This is a genomic window from Rhodococcus sp. TAF43, assembly GCF_052113525.1.
In the GTDB taxonomy this organism is placed as follows: Bacteria; Actinomycetota; Actinomycetes; order Mycobacteriales; family Mycobacteriaceae; genus Prescottella.
The window spans coordinates 18302-32275 of the sequence record NZ_JBFRDL010000014.1 but is presented as its reverse complement, the minus strand read 5'-3'; the positions used below and the strand labels follow the sequence as shown (position 1 = coordinate 32275).

Genomic DNA, 13974 nt, shown 5'->3' with positions numbered 1-13974 from the left:
GTTCACGAGGTGATCCGAAACCCCGCCCACGCGAATCCGATACCGACGGCGAGACTGGCCGCGACATACACCGCAGACGTCACGGACCGCCGCACCCGGGTCAGACCGACAGCCTCGTTCGCGAACGTCGAGTATGTGGTGAGGCCCCCGCAGAAACCGGTGCCGAGCACTGCGAACACCGCCGCCGGCAGCGTCGCGCCCGCGAGCAGACCGAGGATCAGACAGCCGACGACGTTCACGACGAACGTGGGCACCGGGAAGCTGCCGTACGAGTGCAGGTGTCGTCCGGCGAGATACCGCACACCCGCGCCGACGCCCCCACCGAGCGCGACCCACAACACCGTCACGACACCGACCCCCGACGCGTGTGCAACACCTCGCCTATCCCCATGCCGAGACGCGCGGCGAACAGCGCCGGCACCAACGTCGCGAGGAGGTACAGCACCGCGACGCCCGGGTTCTGCACGACATCGACCGCGAATGTCGAGAACGTCGTGAATCCGCCCAGCACCCCGACCCCGAGGAACAGCCGCCACAACCGGTCCGGTCCGACCATCGCCGCGAGCACTCCGAGCAGCAGCGAGCCGACGACGTTGACCACGACGATGGTCCAGATACCGGGGAACTGCTGGGCCAGCAGGTAGCGCACACTCGCACCGATCGCCCCACCTGCCGCGACCACCGCCAGCGTCCGCGCCTCGGTCATCGCCCGCCGTCCTTCCCTTGCGGTCACCGCGCCTGTGAGTCGGTCCGGCCCGCGCGGGACCGACCGCGCGAACCCGGCGTCCGCGCCCTCATGATCATCGCCGCCACGAAGTATCGGCACGGCGATTGTCCGTCATTGACGAACCGGTGCGGGGTGTCCGCCTCGAAGTACAGCGTGTCCCCGGCGGCGAGCACCCATTCGCTGTCGCCGACGCCGACCGTGCGCCGGCCGTCGAGGACGTGCACGAACTCGTGCGAGTTGGGGGCGTACGCCGGGAAGTGCCCCGCGTCGCACCCTGGAAGACGCGGTCGGGGTACCGGTACTGCGTCGAGGAATCGATCTATCTGGCGCCGTGGGCCACCGGTCGACGGCTCGGCGGTGCGCTGCTCGACCGGACGCTCGCCGAATGCGCCCGCCTCGGCATCCGCGAGGTGATCGCGGTGCTGACGTCGGAGACCGGCGCGCCCGGCTCCGGCTCGTACCACCTGCACCGCAGCCGCGAGTTCGAGGTTGCCGGACGGCTTCTTGGCGTGGGGTTCGAACACGAGACGTCCCTCGACACGATCATCATGCAGCGCGCGCTACCCGATCATCCACGCGGCGGCAACGGCACGAAATAGCTGGTGCGATGCTGGTAGTCGCGGTACCCGGGCCGCTCGGCCATGTGCTGCTCGAGCAGGCGCGCACCCGTGGCGAAGACGAGGAAGTACGTCATCGCCAGCGGCGAGAGGATCGTGAGAACGCCGGGCCACGTCTGCGCGGCGACGAGGAAGATCCCCCACCACACGCACGCGTCGCCGAAGTAGTTCGGATGACGAGTCCAGCCCCACAGGCCGCGGTCCATGATCGTGCCGCGATTCGCCGGGTCCGCCTTGAACGCCGACATCTGTGCGTCCCCGACGGATTCGAACACGACCCCGACCGTCCACACGATCACGCCCAGTACGGTCAGCACCCCGAAGGGCCCGCGCGTGACGGCGGCGACCTGAACGGGCAGAGAGACGAACCAGAGCGCGCTGCCCTGCGTGATGTAGATCTTGCGGATCGCGGTGAGCGTCCGGTTCCCGCCGGCGTCGTCGAGGAGCTTTTCGTAGCGCGGGTCCTCTCCGTGCCCGCGCGAGCGCCGCTCCATGTGTATCGCGAGCCGCAGTCCCCACACCGCAACGAGGCCGGCGAGCAGCCAGCGTCGCCACTCGTCGCCGTCGCCGAATGCCGCCGCAACCAGCGCGACGAGGACGAAGCCGACACCCCAGGACACGTCGACCACATTGTGTCGAGCCCGCCGGAACCCGAAGGCGGCGGTGACCACCATGAGGATGACGATCGCGATCACACTCGTGATGGTGACGAGCGCGAAACCGCCCCAATCGAAACCGTTCATCTCGAGACCATTCATCGCGCCGCCCATTCCGTCCGCACGTTCCCCACCTCGAGGCCCGCGGCCTCGACAAGTCCGACGGTCTCCCCCGGCCCGGTCGTCGTCATCACGCATCCCTCCGGTCGAGGACGATCTGCTGCACGTCGAGGTAGCCCGAGCGGAACCCGGCCTCCGAGTAGCAGAGGTAGAAGTGCCACATCCGGCGGAAGACGTCGTCGAATCCGAGCGCGGCGACGTCGTCCGCGTTCTCGGCGAACCGCTCGTCCCACAGCCGCAGCGTCCGCGCGTAGTGGTCGCCCATCGACAACCGTTGCCGCACGCGCAGGTTCGTCTGATGTTCGGTGATCTCCTCGATCGCCCGGACGGATGGCAGGAATCCGCCGGGGAAGATGTACTTGTGCACCCAGGTGTAGGTGTTGCGGGTGGCGAGCATCCGGTCGTGCGGCATCGTGATCGCCTGGATCGCGACTCGTCCACCGGGCGCCAGCACCCGATCGAGGGTGCGGAAGTAGGTGCCCCAGAACTGGTGTCCCACGGCCTCGATCATCTCCACCGACACCACCGCGTCGTACCGGCCGTCGACCCGCCGGTAGTCCAGCAGATCCACCTGTACCCGGTCGGCGTATCCGGCCTCGGCGATCCGCTTGCACGCCAGGTCCTGCTGCTCGGTGGACAACGTCACCGATCGAACGGTCGCGCCGCGGGCGGCCGCCCGGATCGCGAGTTCGCCCCAGCCCGTGCCGATCTCGAGCACCCGGCTGCCCTCGCGCACACCCGCACCGTCGAGCAGGTGGTCGATCTTGCGGTGCTGGGCCGAGACCAGGTCGTCCCACGACGGGACGGTCTCGTCGCGTCCGAACAGCGCACTGGAATAGGTCAGCGTGTCGTCGAGGAACAACCCGAACAACTCGTTCGACAGGTCGTAGTGGCGCGAGATGTTCGAGCGGGTGTTGCGGGTGGTGTTCTTCTCGCTGCCCGGCGGCTTCGGAATCACCATGCCCCGCAGGCGCTGCAATGGGCCCGGGATCAGCGTCGCGGCGCGGGCCGCGAACACCTCGAGCACCGCGGTGAGGTCGGGTGCCGACCAGTCACCGGCCATGTACGCCTCGCCGAAGCCGATCAATCCACTCCGACCCACCCGCGCCGTGAAGTCACGCGGCCGGTGCACGAGCATGACCGGCGCATCCGGCGCGGCGGGATCGCCCAGGACGCGGCCGTCGGGGAACTCGACCCGGACAGGCAGTCGCGAGACGGCGTGCCGGAACAACCCGTCGGCGATCCGGCCGGCGGCCTGCGCTCGCGGCCCGCTCGGCACCCGGTGCAGATCTCCCCAACTGCAGCGGCCCGTGGTCGAGTCGGGCGAGATCGAACTCCGGGTCGTGGCCCCGATCGTGGTCGCGGTCATCACACTGCCTCCTGTCGCTGATGCACGGGCCGAGGGCGTATCGGCAGCCCCCTCGCCCACAAGCGGATTCCCTGCCAACGGATCTGCGCGGCCACCCGCAACGGGGCCAGCGGCACCGCGAGCGCCGCCCGGAGGACCTCGCGCGTCGTCGCGTCCCGCCGTTCGCCGATCACGGTCGCGACGAACGGCGACTGCCCCTCACGCTCGAGGGAGATGACCAGCCGTAGCGCGGCGCCCGGGACCGGCAGGGTCATCCGGTACTCACCGTCGACGTCGTTGAACGGCGAGACGTAGAACTCCTTGGTGGCACGCGCGGCCCCCGCGCTGTCCGGCCGCAGCAGGTAGCAGTGCCGCTCACCGTAGGTGTTGTGCACCTCGGCGATCACGCAGACCGGTCGGCCGTCCGCGTCGTGGCACCAGAACACGCTGAGCGGATTGAACACGTATCCGAACACTCGAGCGTTGCTGAGCAGCAGCACCTTTCCGCCGTCCAGGTCGATCCCGTGCGCGGCGAGGAAGGCATCGACGTTCTGCCGCAGGGTCCGCGACAGATCGCCGAGGTGGTCGGAGGACGCGAATCCGGCGAGCGGCGCCAGCAGCCTCGGAAGGTGCGGAAGGCGCGGCAGGTTGTCGACGTCGACCAGCCAGCTGTAGCTGCGATAGCGGAAGACGTTGTGCAGCGGGGCGGTTCGTACGTGACTGATCACGGTCCGGTAGATCGCCGGCGTCTCGGGAATCGACTGTGTGGTCATGTCCATCGCCCTCCGACACTCTCCGCGGCGCGCAGTCCGGACAGCGCGCCGTCCTCGTGAAAGCCCCAGCCGTGGTAGGCGCCGGCGAACGCCACGACGTGGTCGCTCAGCTCGGGCAGCCTGCGCTGCGCGGCGAGCGAGGCCGGCGTGTACTGCGGGTGCTCGTAGACCATGGTGTCGAGCACCAGGTCCGGATCGACGACGTCCTTGCCGCCCAACGTCACCAGGTAGCGCTCGCCGGTGTCGGGCAGTTGCTGCAGCCGCGTCATGTCGTAGCTCACCAGCACCTGCTCGGGCCGCGCGGCGCAGAAGGGGATCCGGTAGTTCCACGACGCGCGGGCCCGCGACCTGCGCGGCAACACCGATTGGTCGGTGTGCAACTGGGTGTGGTTGACCGAATACGGCATCGCGCCCAGCACCTCGTGCTGCAGCGGAGTGGGCGCCGCGAGCATCTTCAGCGCCTGCAGCGGGTGGGTGGCGACCACCACCGCGTCGAACCGGCGCAGCCGGTCTGCGTCGTCGCGGATCTCGACATGATCCGCGTGCCGGTGTACGGCCCGCACGGGCGTCGAGACCCGCACGTCGTCGATGTGGTCGGCGATGCGGCGCACGTATTCGGCGCTGCCACCGCGCACGGTCCGCCAGGTGGGCGAACCTCCGACACCGAGCATTCCGTGGTGGTCGAGGAACGTGAACAGGTAGCGGGCCGGATACTGCAGCGCGGTCTGCGGGTCGCACGACCACACTGCCGACACGAGCGGCGTCATGAAGTGCGCGACGAAGTAGGGAGCGAAGCCTCCGGTCGCGAGGAAGTCACCGAGCGTGATCTCGTCGGCGTCCCCGTCCTCCAGCAGGGCGGATGCCCGGCGGTGGAAGCGCTTGACCTCGAGCAGCATCCGCACGTACTCCCCGCGCAGCAGAGTCGACACGGTGGGCGCCAGCCCGCGCAGGCCCTGGCCGCCCGAGTACTCGAGCCCGCAGCCGTCGCAGCGCACCGACATGCTCATGTCCGAGTCCTGCGTCGGCACATCGAGTTCGGCGAACAGGCGAAGCAGGGTCGGGTAGGTGCGGTCGTTGTGGACGATGAAACCGGTGTCCACCGCCAGACCGTCACCCACCGGTGTACGCACCCGATGAGTGTCCGCGTGGCCACCGAGGCGTCCGTCCGCCTCGTAGAGCGTGACGTCCGCGTCCTTCGCCATCACCCAGGACGCGGTCAGCCCGGCCACACCTGCACCGACCACCGCAATCCGCCGTCTCTCGCCGCTACCTGTCACGACCACCCGTCCCTCCGCCGCTGTCCTGCTGTCACGAGGCATTCGGAGGCGACAGGCGCCGCGATTGGTCCAGAACGAAATCGACCACGATCCGGTCCACAGCCCAGCGTGTAGCGTTGAGGTATCGCGCAGCACTTCACGTCGAGCGTTCTGCTCACACGGGCCGCGATTGGAAATTAGCGGCCGATTCGCGGCCACACCAGGAGCGTCAGGTGACGCACACTTCTACCCACTCGGACCTGAAACGTACCGCGGCTTCCCCCGGGGACGGACAGCCGTTCCCGACACCGACCCGAACCCCGCGACTGCTTCTGCGGACGGGCGGGCCGCGCGACGTCGACGGGGTCTGGTGGCCGCGCACTCGGAACCTCACGGTCGAACTGCACGACCTGATCACCAAACTCACCCCGAGTCTCGGCGCCGTCGCGAGCATCCGGTTCGGCTGGAACTCCGTCAGCATGATGCAGCGGCGAATCGACATCGACGACGGCGTCGAGATCACCGGCCCCGAGACGGGCCAGCCGGGCAACGTTCTGCGCGTCTACGGGCGAGGCGGCCGCCACCTCGACCTCGTCGTCGTGCGTCCCGGACTCGACACCCACTACGGGTATCAGCTCATGCGCCGGGTCGTCGATCCGTCCTGGGCCCGGCCGCCGGTAAACGCGTCCGCGGCAGTCCCGGAGGAACACGGACGGCCCCCCGCTTGACCCCACCGCCGAGACAGCAAAAAGGCCCGGTCGGAAGGCGATTACCTTCTGACCGGGCCCGTTTGGTGGAGCTGCCGGGAATCGAACCCGGGTCCTCCGCCGCTTTGCCAGGGCTTCTCCGTGTGCAGTTCGCTATGTCTCTACTTGGATCTCCCGGTCTCGCGAACAAGCCGTGATGACGATCCCAGTCGCTGTTGGATGTCCCGCCCCACTCCGCGACCGAGTGGAACGGTAGAGCCCTCTAGCTGATGCCAGGGTCCGGGGCGAGGGCACACCCGGTCTGACAGACACGCAGTCGCTACTTAGGCAGCGAGGGCGTAGTCGCGCTGATTGGAATCGGCGCTTATTGGTTTGCAGCGACGCTTACGGTGGTCTCTTGCCTGCACCGACACGCTTCCCCTGACTCAACGTACGCAGTCGAAACCGTTCAGCCCCGTACGTCCCCGCGTCTCTCGCGGGGCTACTTACTTTAACCCGCGCGGACGCGCGAATCATCCCAATTATCGCCGACCGGTTCGAACCGCTCCCCGGCACCCCCACGACAGATCACCCCATCTGCGCATTTCCCCGTTCCGGGTCGCCTCGTTCCGTTAATGTCGTGCCCCGAGACGGCCGGTCGAGTGACGTTCGCCACTCGCTACTCGTACGGGGGAAACAGGGTATGAGTTCGTTCGCACGTCGATTGATGTCCGCTGCCACGCTCGCGATCGCGGCCGTGGTGGTGGGCACCCTCGCGTCACCGGCCTCGGCAGGCGCGGAGCCCGCCTACCCCACCCCGTACAGCGACCCCTTCTACGCCGCCCCACCCGACATTGCGTCGAAGGCGCCGGGCGACGTCCTCGAGAGCCGGCGCGCGGACACGTGGATCCTGCCCGGCACCGAGGTGTGGCAGATCAAGTACCGGTCGACCAACTCGGCCGGTCGACCCATCCCGGCGGTGACGACGGTGATCAAGCCGGTGGGCGCACCCGCCGACATGCCGGTCCTGTCGTATCAGGCGATCGTCAACTCCCTGGGGTTGCGATGCGCGCCGTCTGCGGCCCTATTCACCGGCGAGATCAAGGACGCGTTCGGAATTCCGCTGGCGCTCGCAATGGGGTGGGCGCTCGCGATTCCCGATCACCTGGGCCCCGACAGTGCGTACGGCGCGGCCAAGCTCGGCGGCATGATCACGCTCGACGGGGTTCGCGCCGTCAAGCACCTGCCCGAGCTGCGCCTGGGCGGCAGCCCGGTCGCCCTCGCCGGATACTCCGGCGGCGGCATGGCCACGGCCTGGGCCGCAGCCCTCAACCCCACATACGCCCCGGACGTGAAACTTGCGGGCGTCGCACAGGGCGGCGTTCCGGCGAGCATCGAGGAGATGGCCGTGGGGCTGGGCCTGGCCGACCGGCACCCCGGCTTCGGTCTCGGCTTCGCCGCGGCGGTGGGTCTCGAGCGGGAGTACCCGGATCGTCTCCCGCTCGGCTCCCAGCTCAGCCCCGCCGGGATCGCGCTGCGCGACGAACTCAAGGACGAGTGCCGCACCCTGATCATCGCGAAGGGCCTGCTGCACAGCGTCAGCGAGGTCGCGAAGTCCACGAGCCTGATCCAGGACGAGGACGTGCGCGCGGTGATGCGTGAGAACAGTCTCGTCGACTTCCCGGGCGTGCCGACCGCGCCGGTGTTCATGTGGCACGGCGCGTCCGACGAGCTCACGCCGTTCCGGTCCGTGGCCGCGACCGCCGACCGGTACTGCAAGGCCGGTGCGACGCTCGAGTTCCACGCCTACCCCATCGCCGAACACATGACGAACGCCGTCGTCGGCCTGCCCGAAGCCTTCATGTATCTGAAGGATCGCTTCGCCGGCCTGCCCGCTCCGAGCAACTGTTGACCCCCGGCAGAACCGTTTACGCCAGGTCGCGAATCGTATATGTCCATCCCTCGAGATTCGTTCGCCGAAACACCTGGACGGTCGTTCAGGTTCCCCTAGCCTGCTCGCCAGATAGCTGACGCCTGCGCTCGTGAGGGGACCTCCGCCGATGAAAACTCTCAGATTCGTTCGACGGAGGGCATTACCGCTTCTCGCTGCTGCCRTGGCCCTCACCGTCGCCGGCGCCGCGGCAGCGGTGTCGGTCCCGTTGTCGCCGAACCCGACCGAACCCGGACCGCCCACCGATCCCGTCTACGGACTCGCGGGCGGCTGCTACACGCTCACCTCCGACGTGTCCCCCGGATTCGTCACGCGGGACGGCGACGGCTTCCGCACCGGCGCCGACGTCGACTCCGCGTCCCGCTTCCGGATGCAGGCCGCGCAGCTGGGCCGGTTCCTGTTCTTCGGCGCCGACACCGCGATGCTCGCCGGCGAGTCCGGTCGGGTCTTCGCGTCGCCGCAGGCCACTCCGGCCGCCGACTGGGCACTGACGTTCACCGACGGCGCCTACACCGCCACGGCCGTCACCACCGGCAAGCAGTTGAGCGTGGGCCGGTCCGACGGTCGCCTGACCATCACCGATCCCGGCGCCGACCCCGAGGCGGGACGCTTCCGTCTCGCGGCCGCCGACGGCTGCGCCGACTTCCCCGAGGCGGAGGTGAACGCCAGCGGGGTGCCCGTCGGAGCGACAGCGGACGGCGAGGTACGGGGGTTCATCGACGCGCACGTCCACATGAACGCCAACGAATTCATCGGCGGCAGCATCCGCTGCGGCGAGCCGTACTCCCCGCTGGGCGTCACCGTCGCGCTGCAGGATTGCGAGGACCACAAGCCGGACGGGCTGCCCGCGCTGCTCGAGAACGTGCTCTCCCACGGCAACCCGTTCGAGTCGCACGACACGACGATGTGGCCGAGCTTCGCCGACGTCCCGTCGTACGACTCGATGACCCACGAGCAGACGTACTACCGCTGGGTGGAGCGCGCGTGGCGCGGCGGGCTGCGGATCTTCACGAACCTGCTCGTCTCGAATCGCGTGCTGTGTGAGCTGTATCCGCTGCGCAGCAACCCGTGCGACGAAATGGAGACGGTCCGGATCGAGGCCCGGCAGGCCCACGAGATCCAGGACTACGTCGACGCGCAGTACGGCGGACCGGGCCGTGGTTGGTTCCGGATCGTCAGCTCCCCGCAGCAGGCCCGCGAGGTGGCGGCGTCGGGCAAGCTCGCCGTCACACTCGGGATGGAGATCTCCGAGCCGTTCGGCTGCGGGTTGTCGGGCGGCGTCCCGCAGTGCACCGAGCAGGACATCGACGCCGGCCTCGACGAGCTGTACGCGATTGGCGTGCGGCAGGTGATCCTGACCCACAAGTTCGACAACGCGTTCGGCGGAGTGCGCTTCGACGAGGGACTGACCGGCACCGCGGTCAACATCGGCAACTTCCTGGGCACCGGCGAGTTCTGGAAGGCCGAGCAGTGCACCGGAGTCGCGACCGACAACCCGATCGGCAACGTCGGCGACGACGTCGTGGAGGCGGCGAAGTCACTGCCGCCGGGGGTCACGCTGCCCGTGTACCCGGAGGGTGACGTCTGCAACGCGCGGGATCTGAGTCCGCTCGGCGAGCACGCGATCCGCGCGATGATGCAGCGCGGCATGATCGTGGACATCGACCACATGGGCGTCAAGACCGCCGACTCGGCACTGCGGATCCTCGAAGAGGCGAAGTATTCCGGCGTGGTGTCGAGCCACGGGTGGACCGACGCGTCGAACTACCCGCGGATCTACAAGCTCGGCGGGTTCGTGGCGTCGTACGCGGGGCCGTCGGAGAACTTCGTCAAGGAGTGGCGAGAGGCGCGGCAGGGACGCGACGACGACTACTACTTCGGCTACGGCTACGGTGCCGACACCAACGGCTTCGGTTCGCAGCCGGCGCCGCACAAGGACGGCACGCGCGGGGTCGAGTACCCCTACACCACGTTCGACGGCGGCACGGTGATGGATCAGCAGCGAGCCGGCACCCGCGTGTTCGACTTCAACACCGACGGTCTGGCGCAGTACGGCATGATCCCCGACTGGATCGAGGACATGCGCGTGTATGCCGGCGACGACGGTGCGCAGTTCATGGACGACATGTCCCGGGTGGCGGCCACCGTTGTCAGTTCACCAGGAACTCGGTCAGCGCATGCCCTTGACGCGGCGCCCGAGCTCGCGCGTCACCTCGCGTTCGGCGGTGCGGCGCGCCAGATCCTGACGCTTGTCGTAGTCCTGCTTGCCCTTCGCGAGCGCCAGCTCGACCTTGACCTTGCCGTCGGAGAAGTACATCGACAGCGGCACCAGCGTCTGGTTGCCCTCGCGGGTCTTGCCCACCAGATGCTCGATCTCGCGCTTGTGCAGCAGCAGCTTGCGGGTGCGCCGGGGCGAGTGGTTGGTCCACGTGCCCTGCGTGTACTCCGGGATGTGCAGTGCGCGCAGCCACACCTCGCCGTCGTCGACGGTGGCGAAGGCGTCCACCAGGGAGGCCTTGCCCTCGCGCAAGCTCTTCACCTCGGTACCCAGCAGTGCGACGCCGGCCTCGTAGGTGTCGATGATGGTGTAGTTGTGTCGCGCCTTGCGGTTGGTCGCGATGACCTTGCGGCCCTTCTCTTTCACGTGCGGGCCCTCACAGTCCTCGTTCCGCCGTCACTCTTCGTACCGCTCCAGCATAGGAGCCTGCGCAAGCCGATAACGCCGCACTACTCCCGGACGTACAGGCGCAGTGCGATGTACGCGGTGATCGCGGCCATGCCGGCGCCGACGATCACCACGAACGGCGATACCAGCAGCACGTCACTGTTGGAGATCCGGGCCACGATATTGGCGTCGTAGATGTCGCCGAGGACGTCGTCGATGAACATGTTCTTCGCGGTGAACAGCCCGGCGATCGCCAGGACCGAACCGATCAGCGAGGCGACCACGGCCTCGAGCAGGAACGGCAGCTGCGTGTACCAGCGGGTGGCGCCGACCAGACGCATGATGCCGACCTCGGTGCGGCGGGTCAGCGCGGCGACCTGAACCATGTTGGCGATCAGGAAGATCGCGGCGATGGCCTGCACGACGGCGATCGCGAACGCCGCGTTGCGGACGCCGCCGAGGACGCTGAACAGGCGGTCGACCAACTCCCGCTGATTGAGGATGCTCTCGATGCCGGGACGCGCCGCGAACTCGTCGTTGATGACACCGAAGCGCTCCGCATCGCTGAGCTTGACCTTGAACGAGGCCGGGAAGCTCTCCGGGCTCACCAGGGACGCCAGTTCCGGGTTGTCCTTGAACACCCGGTCGGTGGCGTCGGCGACGGCGTCGTCGCGGTTGAGGTACTGCACCGAGACCACCGAATCGGTGTTCTCGAGATCGCTGCGGATGCCGCGGCAGATGTCCGCCGCACAGTCCGGGTCGGACGCGGAGATGTCGTCGGTGAGGAACAGCTGCACCTCGACGCGGTCCAGGAAGATCTGCTGGGTCTTGTCGGCCATCTGCACGACCAGCAGACCGCCGCCGAACAGTCCGAGCGAGATCGCGGTGGTCAGGATCATCGCGACGGTCATCGTGAGGTTGCGGCGCAGGCCGGTCAGGACCTCGCTGAAAATGAAACTGGCACGCATCGGGGAATCGCAGTCCTTGAGTCGTCTGTTCGAGAGGATCGGTGGGCGGGTGCCGTCGCGGGCCTAGCGGCCGACGGCGTACACGCCTCTCGCTTCGTCGCGCACCACCTTGCCGAGATCGAGCTCGACGACGCGGCGGCGCATCGAGTCGACGATGTGGTGGTCGTGCGTGGCCATGAGCACGGTGGTGCCGGTGCGATTGATCCGCTCGAGCAGCAGCATGATGTCGGCGCTGGTGTCGGGGTCGAGGTTGCCGGTGGGCTCGTCGGCGAGCAGGACCAGTGGACGGTTCACGAACGCGCGGGCGATCGCGACGCGCTGCTGCTCACCGCCGGACAGCTCGTTCGGCAGGCGATCGGCCTTGCCGGACAGTCCGACCAGGTCGAGGACCTCGGGGACGGTGCGCTCGATCATCGAGCGCGACTTGCCGATCACCTCGAGCGCGAACGCGACGTTCTGCGACACCGTCTTGTTCTGCAGCAGCCGGAAGTCCTGGAAGACGTAGCCGACGCTCTGCCGCAGCTTCGGCACCCGTCGACCCGACAGCTTGTTGACGTGGAAGTCGGCGACGTAGATGTCCCCCGAGCTGGGGGTCTCCTCCTTGAGGAGGAGCTGCATGAACGTGCTCTTGCCCGAGCCCGACGGCCCGATCAGGAACACGAACTCGCCCTTGTCGATCTCGACGTTCACCTTGTCCAGGGCGGGCCTGGTGGAGGCCTTGTAGAACTTGGAGACATCCTTGACGCTGATCACGGGAAGCCAGTCTAGCCGTTATCGAACAGTGACCTTGGGTAACGACGCGCACCGATCCGCGCGTGTCAGCCCTGCGGCGTCGGCGCCGTGGTCGTCACCTCGTCGGACGGGCCCGACTCGGGTTCCTGCGACAGCTGCGGAGCAGGTGGAGGCGTGGTCGTCGTCTGCTGCGACGTCCCCGACGTGGTCGTGCCACTGCCGGCGCCCGGCGTCGTGGTCGGCGTGCTCGACTGCTGCCCACTGTGGCTCGTCTCCGACGCGGGCGACGACGACGGCGTGGCGCTCTCCGACGACGACGGCTGAGTGGAGCTTTGCGGCGGCGTCGACGGACTCTCGCTCTGCCGCTCATCCGCCGGCAAGGCCGGATCCCCGGTGCTGACGGCCGGCTGCGTGCCGTGCGTCGAGGCGTCGGTCTCCTGATTGACCTGGGCGTTGAGCATCGCCAGACCCAGCCAGAGCACGCACATGGCCACGGTCGTGGTGCGCATGCGGCCGCCGAACAGCTTGCGCGGAATCCGCTTCCACAGCAGCGACACCTTCTCCTGCGGGCTCATTCGTCGCCACCTCCCACCGCGTCGTTCTCGAGTTCGGCCGCGACGGTGATACCGGCGCGTCGCAGCGCCGTCACGACGCGCACACGCAGCGCCCGGCCGACCTGGAACTGCTTGCCGGGCAGTGTGCGGGCCACCATCCGGATGCTCACCTGATCCACCGCGAGGCTCTCGACTCCCATCACCGACGGGGTGTCGAGCAGCAGCGGGCGCAGGCCCTTGTCCTCGTACGCGTCGACACCGACGCGGTGCAGGATGTCGTTGACGTGGTTGATGTCGGCGGTCGCGGGGATCGGCACGTCCACCACCGCGCGCGCCCAGTCCTTCGAGAGGTTGACCGCCTTGACGATCTGCCCGTTGGGAACGGTGATGACTTCGCCGTCGGCGTTGCGCATCCGGGTCACCCGCAGGGTGACGTCCTCGATCACACCCTCTGCGTCCGTGGACGACCCGGTGATGGCGATCTGCACTGTGTCACCGAAACCGTACTGACGCTCGGTGATGATGAAGAACCCGGCGAGGATGTCCTGGACCACACGCTGCGCGCCGAAGCCGAGTGCGGCACCGAGCACCGTCGCCGGAGCCACGAGGCTGCCGATGGGCAGGCCGAGCAGACCGAGCACCTTCACCGTCGCGATCACGTAGATCATCGTGATGACCACCCACGTGATGACCTGCGCCACCGAGTGCCGGTGCTTGGTGGCCTCGGAACGGACCAGGGCGTCGCCCTGCTGGTAGTTGTCGTCGATCTGCTGAGTGATCCGACCGCCGGCCCAGTTCACGAAACGGGCGACGATCAGCGCACCCAGAACCGTCAGCGCAATGGGAAGTCCGGTGACTTCGAGCCATGCACGCAGTTGGACGTATGGGGTGAAGGTYAGTGCGAGGGTTGTGGTCTGCATA

General features: G+C 68.2%; 15 protein-coding genes and 1 other RNA gene. 3 read left to right on the top strand and 13 right to left on the bottom strand.

Features of this window, described 5'->3' with window-relative positions:
- Window positions 1-2: 2 nt before the first annotated feature.
- Genes crcB through AB4Z09_RS11905 form a run of 3 tightly spaced genes read right to left on the bottom strand, consistent with a single transcriptional unit; the run spans window position 3 to window position 951 of the window.
- A complete protein-coding gene (crcB, locus tag AB4Z09_RS11915; protein WP_174914859.1) occupies window positions 3-347 on the bottom strand; it encodes a fluoride efflux transporter CrcB in 345 nt (114 codons plus the stop codon).
- A complete protein-coding gene (locus AB4Z09_RS11910; RefSeq protein ID WP_442239789.1) occupies window positions 344-706 on the bottom strand; it encodes a fluoride efflux transporter FluC in 363 nt (120 codons plus the stop codon). The genes crcB and AB4Z09_RS11910 overlap by 4 nt, the downstream gene beginning before the upstream one ends.
- A gap of 23 nt (window positions 707-729) precedes the next feature.
- Window positions 730-951 carry a cupin domain-containing protein gene (locus AB4Z09_RS11905; RefSeq protein ID WP_442239788.1) on the bottom strand — a complete coding sequence of 74 codons (222 nt, stop codon included), beginning with the start codon at window positions 949-951 and terminating at the stop codon, window positions 730-732.
- 33 nt (window positions 952-984) lie between these two features.
- Here AB4Z09_RS11905 and AB4Z09_RS11900 point away from each other — a divergent pair, with 33 nt between their 5' ends.
- Window positions 985-1326 (top strand): GNAT family N-acetyltransferase, encoded by a 342-nt coding sequence (locus AB4Z09_RS11900; protein ID WP_442239787.1) that lies wholly within the window; start codon window positions 985-987, stop codon window positions 1324-1326.
- On the opposite strand, the gene AB4Z09_RS11895 is transcribed toward AB4Z09_RS11900, so the two are convergent.
- The 4 genes from AB4Z09_RS11895 to AB4Z09_RS11880 all read right to left on the bottom strand — a co-directional run bounded on the left by AB4Z09_RS11895 (window position 1296) and on the right by AB4Z09_RS11880 (window position 5560).
- Window positions 1296-2087, bottom strand: a complete 792-nt coding sequence (locus AB4Z09_RS11895; protein ID WP_442239786.1) for a DUF1295 domain-containing protein — start codon at window positions 2085-2087, stop codon at window positions 1296-1298. The two genes, AB4Z09_RS11900 and AB4Z09_RS11895, sit on opposite strands and share 31 nt — an antisense overlap.
- A 103-nt stretch (window positions 2088-2190) precedes the next feature.
- On the bottom strand, window positions 2191-3489 hold the full coding sequence (locus AB4Z09_RS11890; RefSeq protein WP_174911788.1) for an SAM-dependent methyltransferase: 1299 nt from the start codon (window positions 3487-3489) through the stop codon (window positions 2191-2193).
- A complete protein-coding gene (locus AB4Z09_RS11885) occupies window positions 3489-4247 on the bottom strand; it encodes a DUF1365 domain-containing protein (protein ID WP_442239785.1) in 759 nt (252 codons plus the stop codon). Before AB4Z09_RS11885 ends, AB4Z09_RS11890 begins: the two co-directional genes overlap by 1 nt.
- The gene (locus AB4Z09_RS11880; RefSeq protein ID WP_174911793.1) at window positions 4238-5560 is read right to left on the bottom strand and encodes an NAD(P)/FAD-dependent oxidoreductase; all 1323 of its coding nucleotides are present in this window, start codon (window positions 5558-5560) and stop codon (window positions 4238-4240) included. The genes AB4Z09_RS11885 and AB4Z09_RS11880 overlap by 10 nt, the downstream gene beginning before the upstream one ends.
- Window positions 5561-5730: 170 nt before the next feature.
- Here AB4Z09_RS11880 and AB4Z09_RS11875 point away from each other — a divergent pair, with 170 nt between their 5' ends.
- A complete protein-coding gene (locus AB4Z09_RS11875) occupies window positions 5731-6225 on the top strand; it encodes a DUF5994 family protein (RefSeq protein WP_174911796.1) in 495 nt (164 codons plus the stop codon).
- Between the two features lie 63 nt (window positions 6226-6288).
- Here the strand turns inward: AB4Z09_RS11875 and ssrA are convergent.
- Window positions 6289-6660: a transfer-messenger RNA gene (gene ssrA, locus AB4Z09_RS11870) on the bottom strand.
- Between the two features lie 226 nt (window positions 6661-6886).
- On the opposite strand from ssrA, the gene AB4Z09_RS11865 reads away from it, so the two are divergent.
- Window positions 6887-8095, top strand: a complete 1209-nt coding sequence (locus tag AB4Z09_RS11865; protein ID WP_174911799.1) for a lipase family protein — start codon at window positions 6887-6889, stop codon at window positions 8093-8095.
- A 2209-nt stretch (window positions 8096-10304) separates the two neighbouring features.
- Here the strand turns inward: AB4Z09_RS11865 and smpB are convergent.
- The 5 genes from smpB to AB4Z09_RS11840 form a co-directional block, all read right to left on the bottom strand.
- Window positions 10305-10778 (bottom strand): SsrA-binding protein SmpB, encoded by a 474-nt coding sequence (gene smpB / locus AB4Z09_RS11860; RefSeq protein WP_114722577.1) that lies wholly within the window; start codon window positions 10776-10778, stop codon window positions 10305-10307.
- A gap of 83 nt (window positions 10779-10861) precedes the next feature.
- Entirely contained in the window at window positions 10862-11767 is a 906-nt protein-coding gene (gene ftsX, locus AB4Z09_RS11855; protein ID WP_114722578.1) for a permease-like cell division protein FtsX, read from the bottom strand.
- Window positions 11768-11830: 63 nt separating this feature from the next.
- Window positions 11831-12520, bottom strand: a complete 690-nt coding sequence (ftsE, locus tag AB4Z09_RS11850; RefSeq protein WP_114722579.1) for a cell division ATP-binding protein FtsE — start codon at window positions 12518-12520, stop codon at window positions 11831-11833.
- A 65-nt stretch (window positions 12521-12585) separates the two neighbouring features.
- On the bottom strand, window positions 12586-13074 hold the full coding sequence (locus AB4Z09_RS11845) for a hypothetical protein (RefSeq protein WP_429519843.1): 489 nt from the start codon (window positions 13072-13074) through the stop codon (window positions 12586-12588).
- A complete protein-coding gene (locus AB4Z09_RS11840) occupies window positions 13071-13973 on the bottom strand; it encodes a mechanosensitive ion channel family protein (protein ID WP_114722581.1) in 903 nt (300 codons plus the stop codon). Before AB4Z09_RS11840 ends, AB4Z09_RS11845 begins: the two co-directional genes overlap by 4 nt.
- Between the last annotated feature and the right edge of the window lies 1 nt (window position 13974).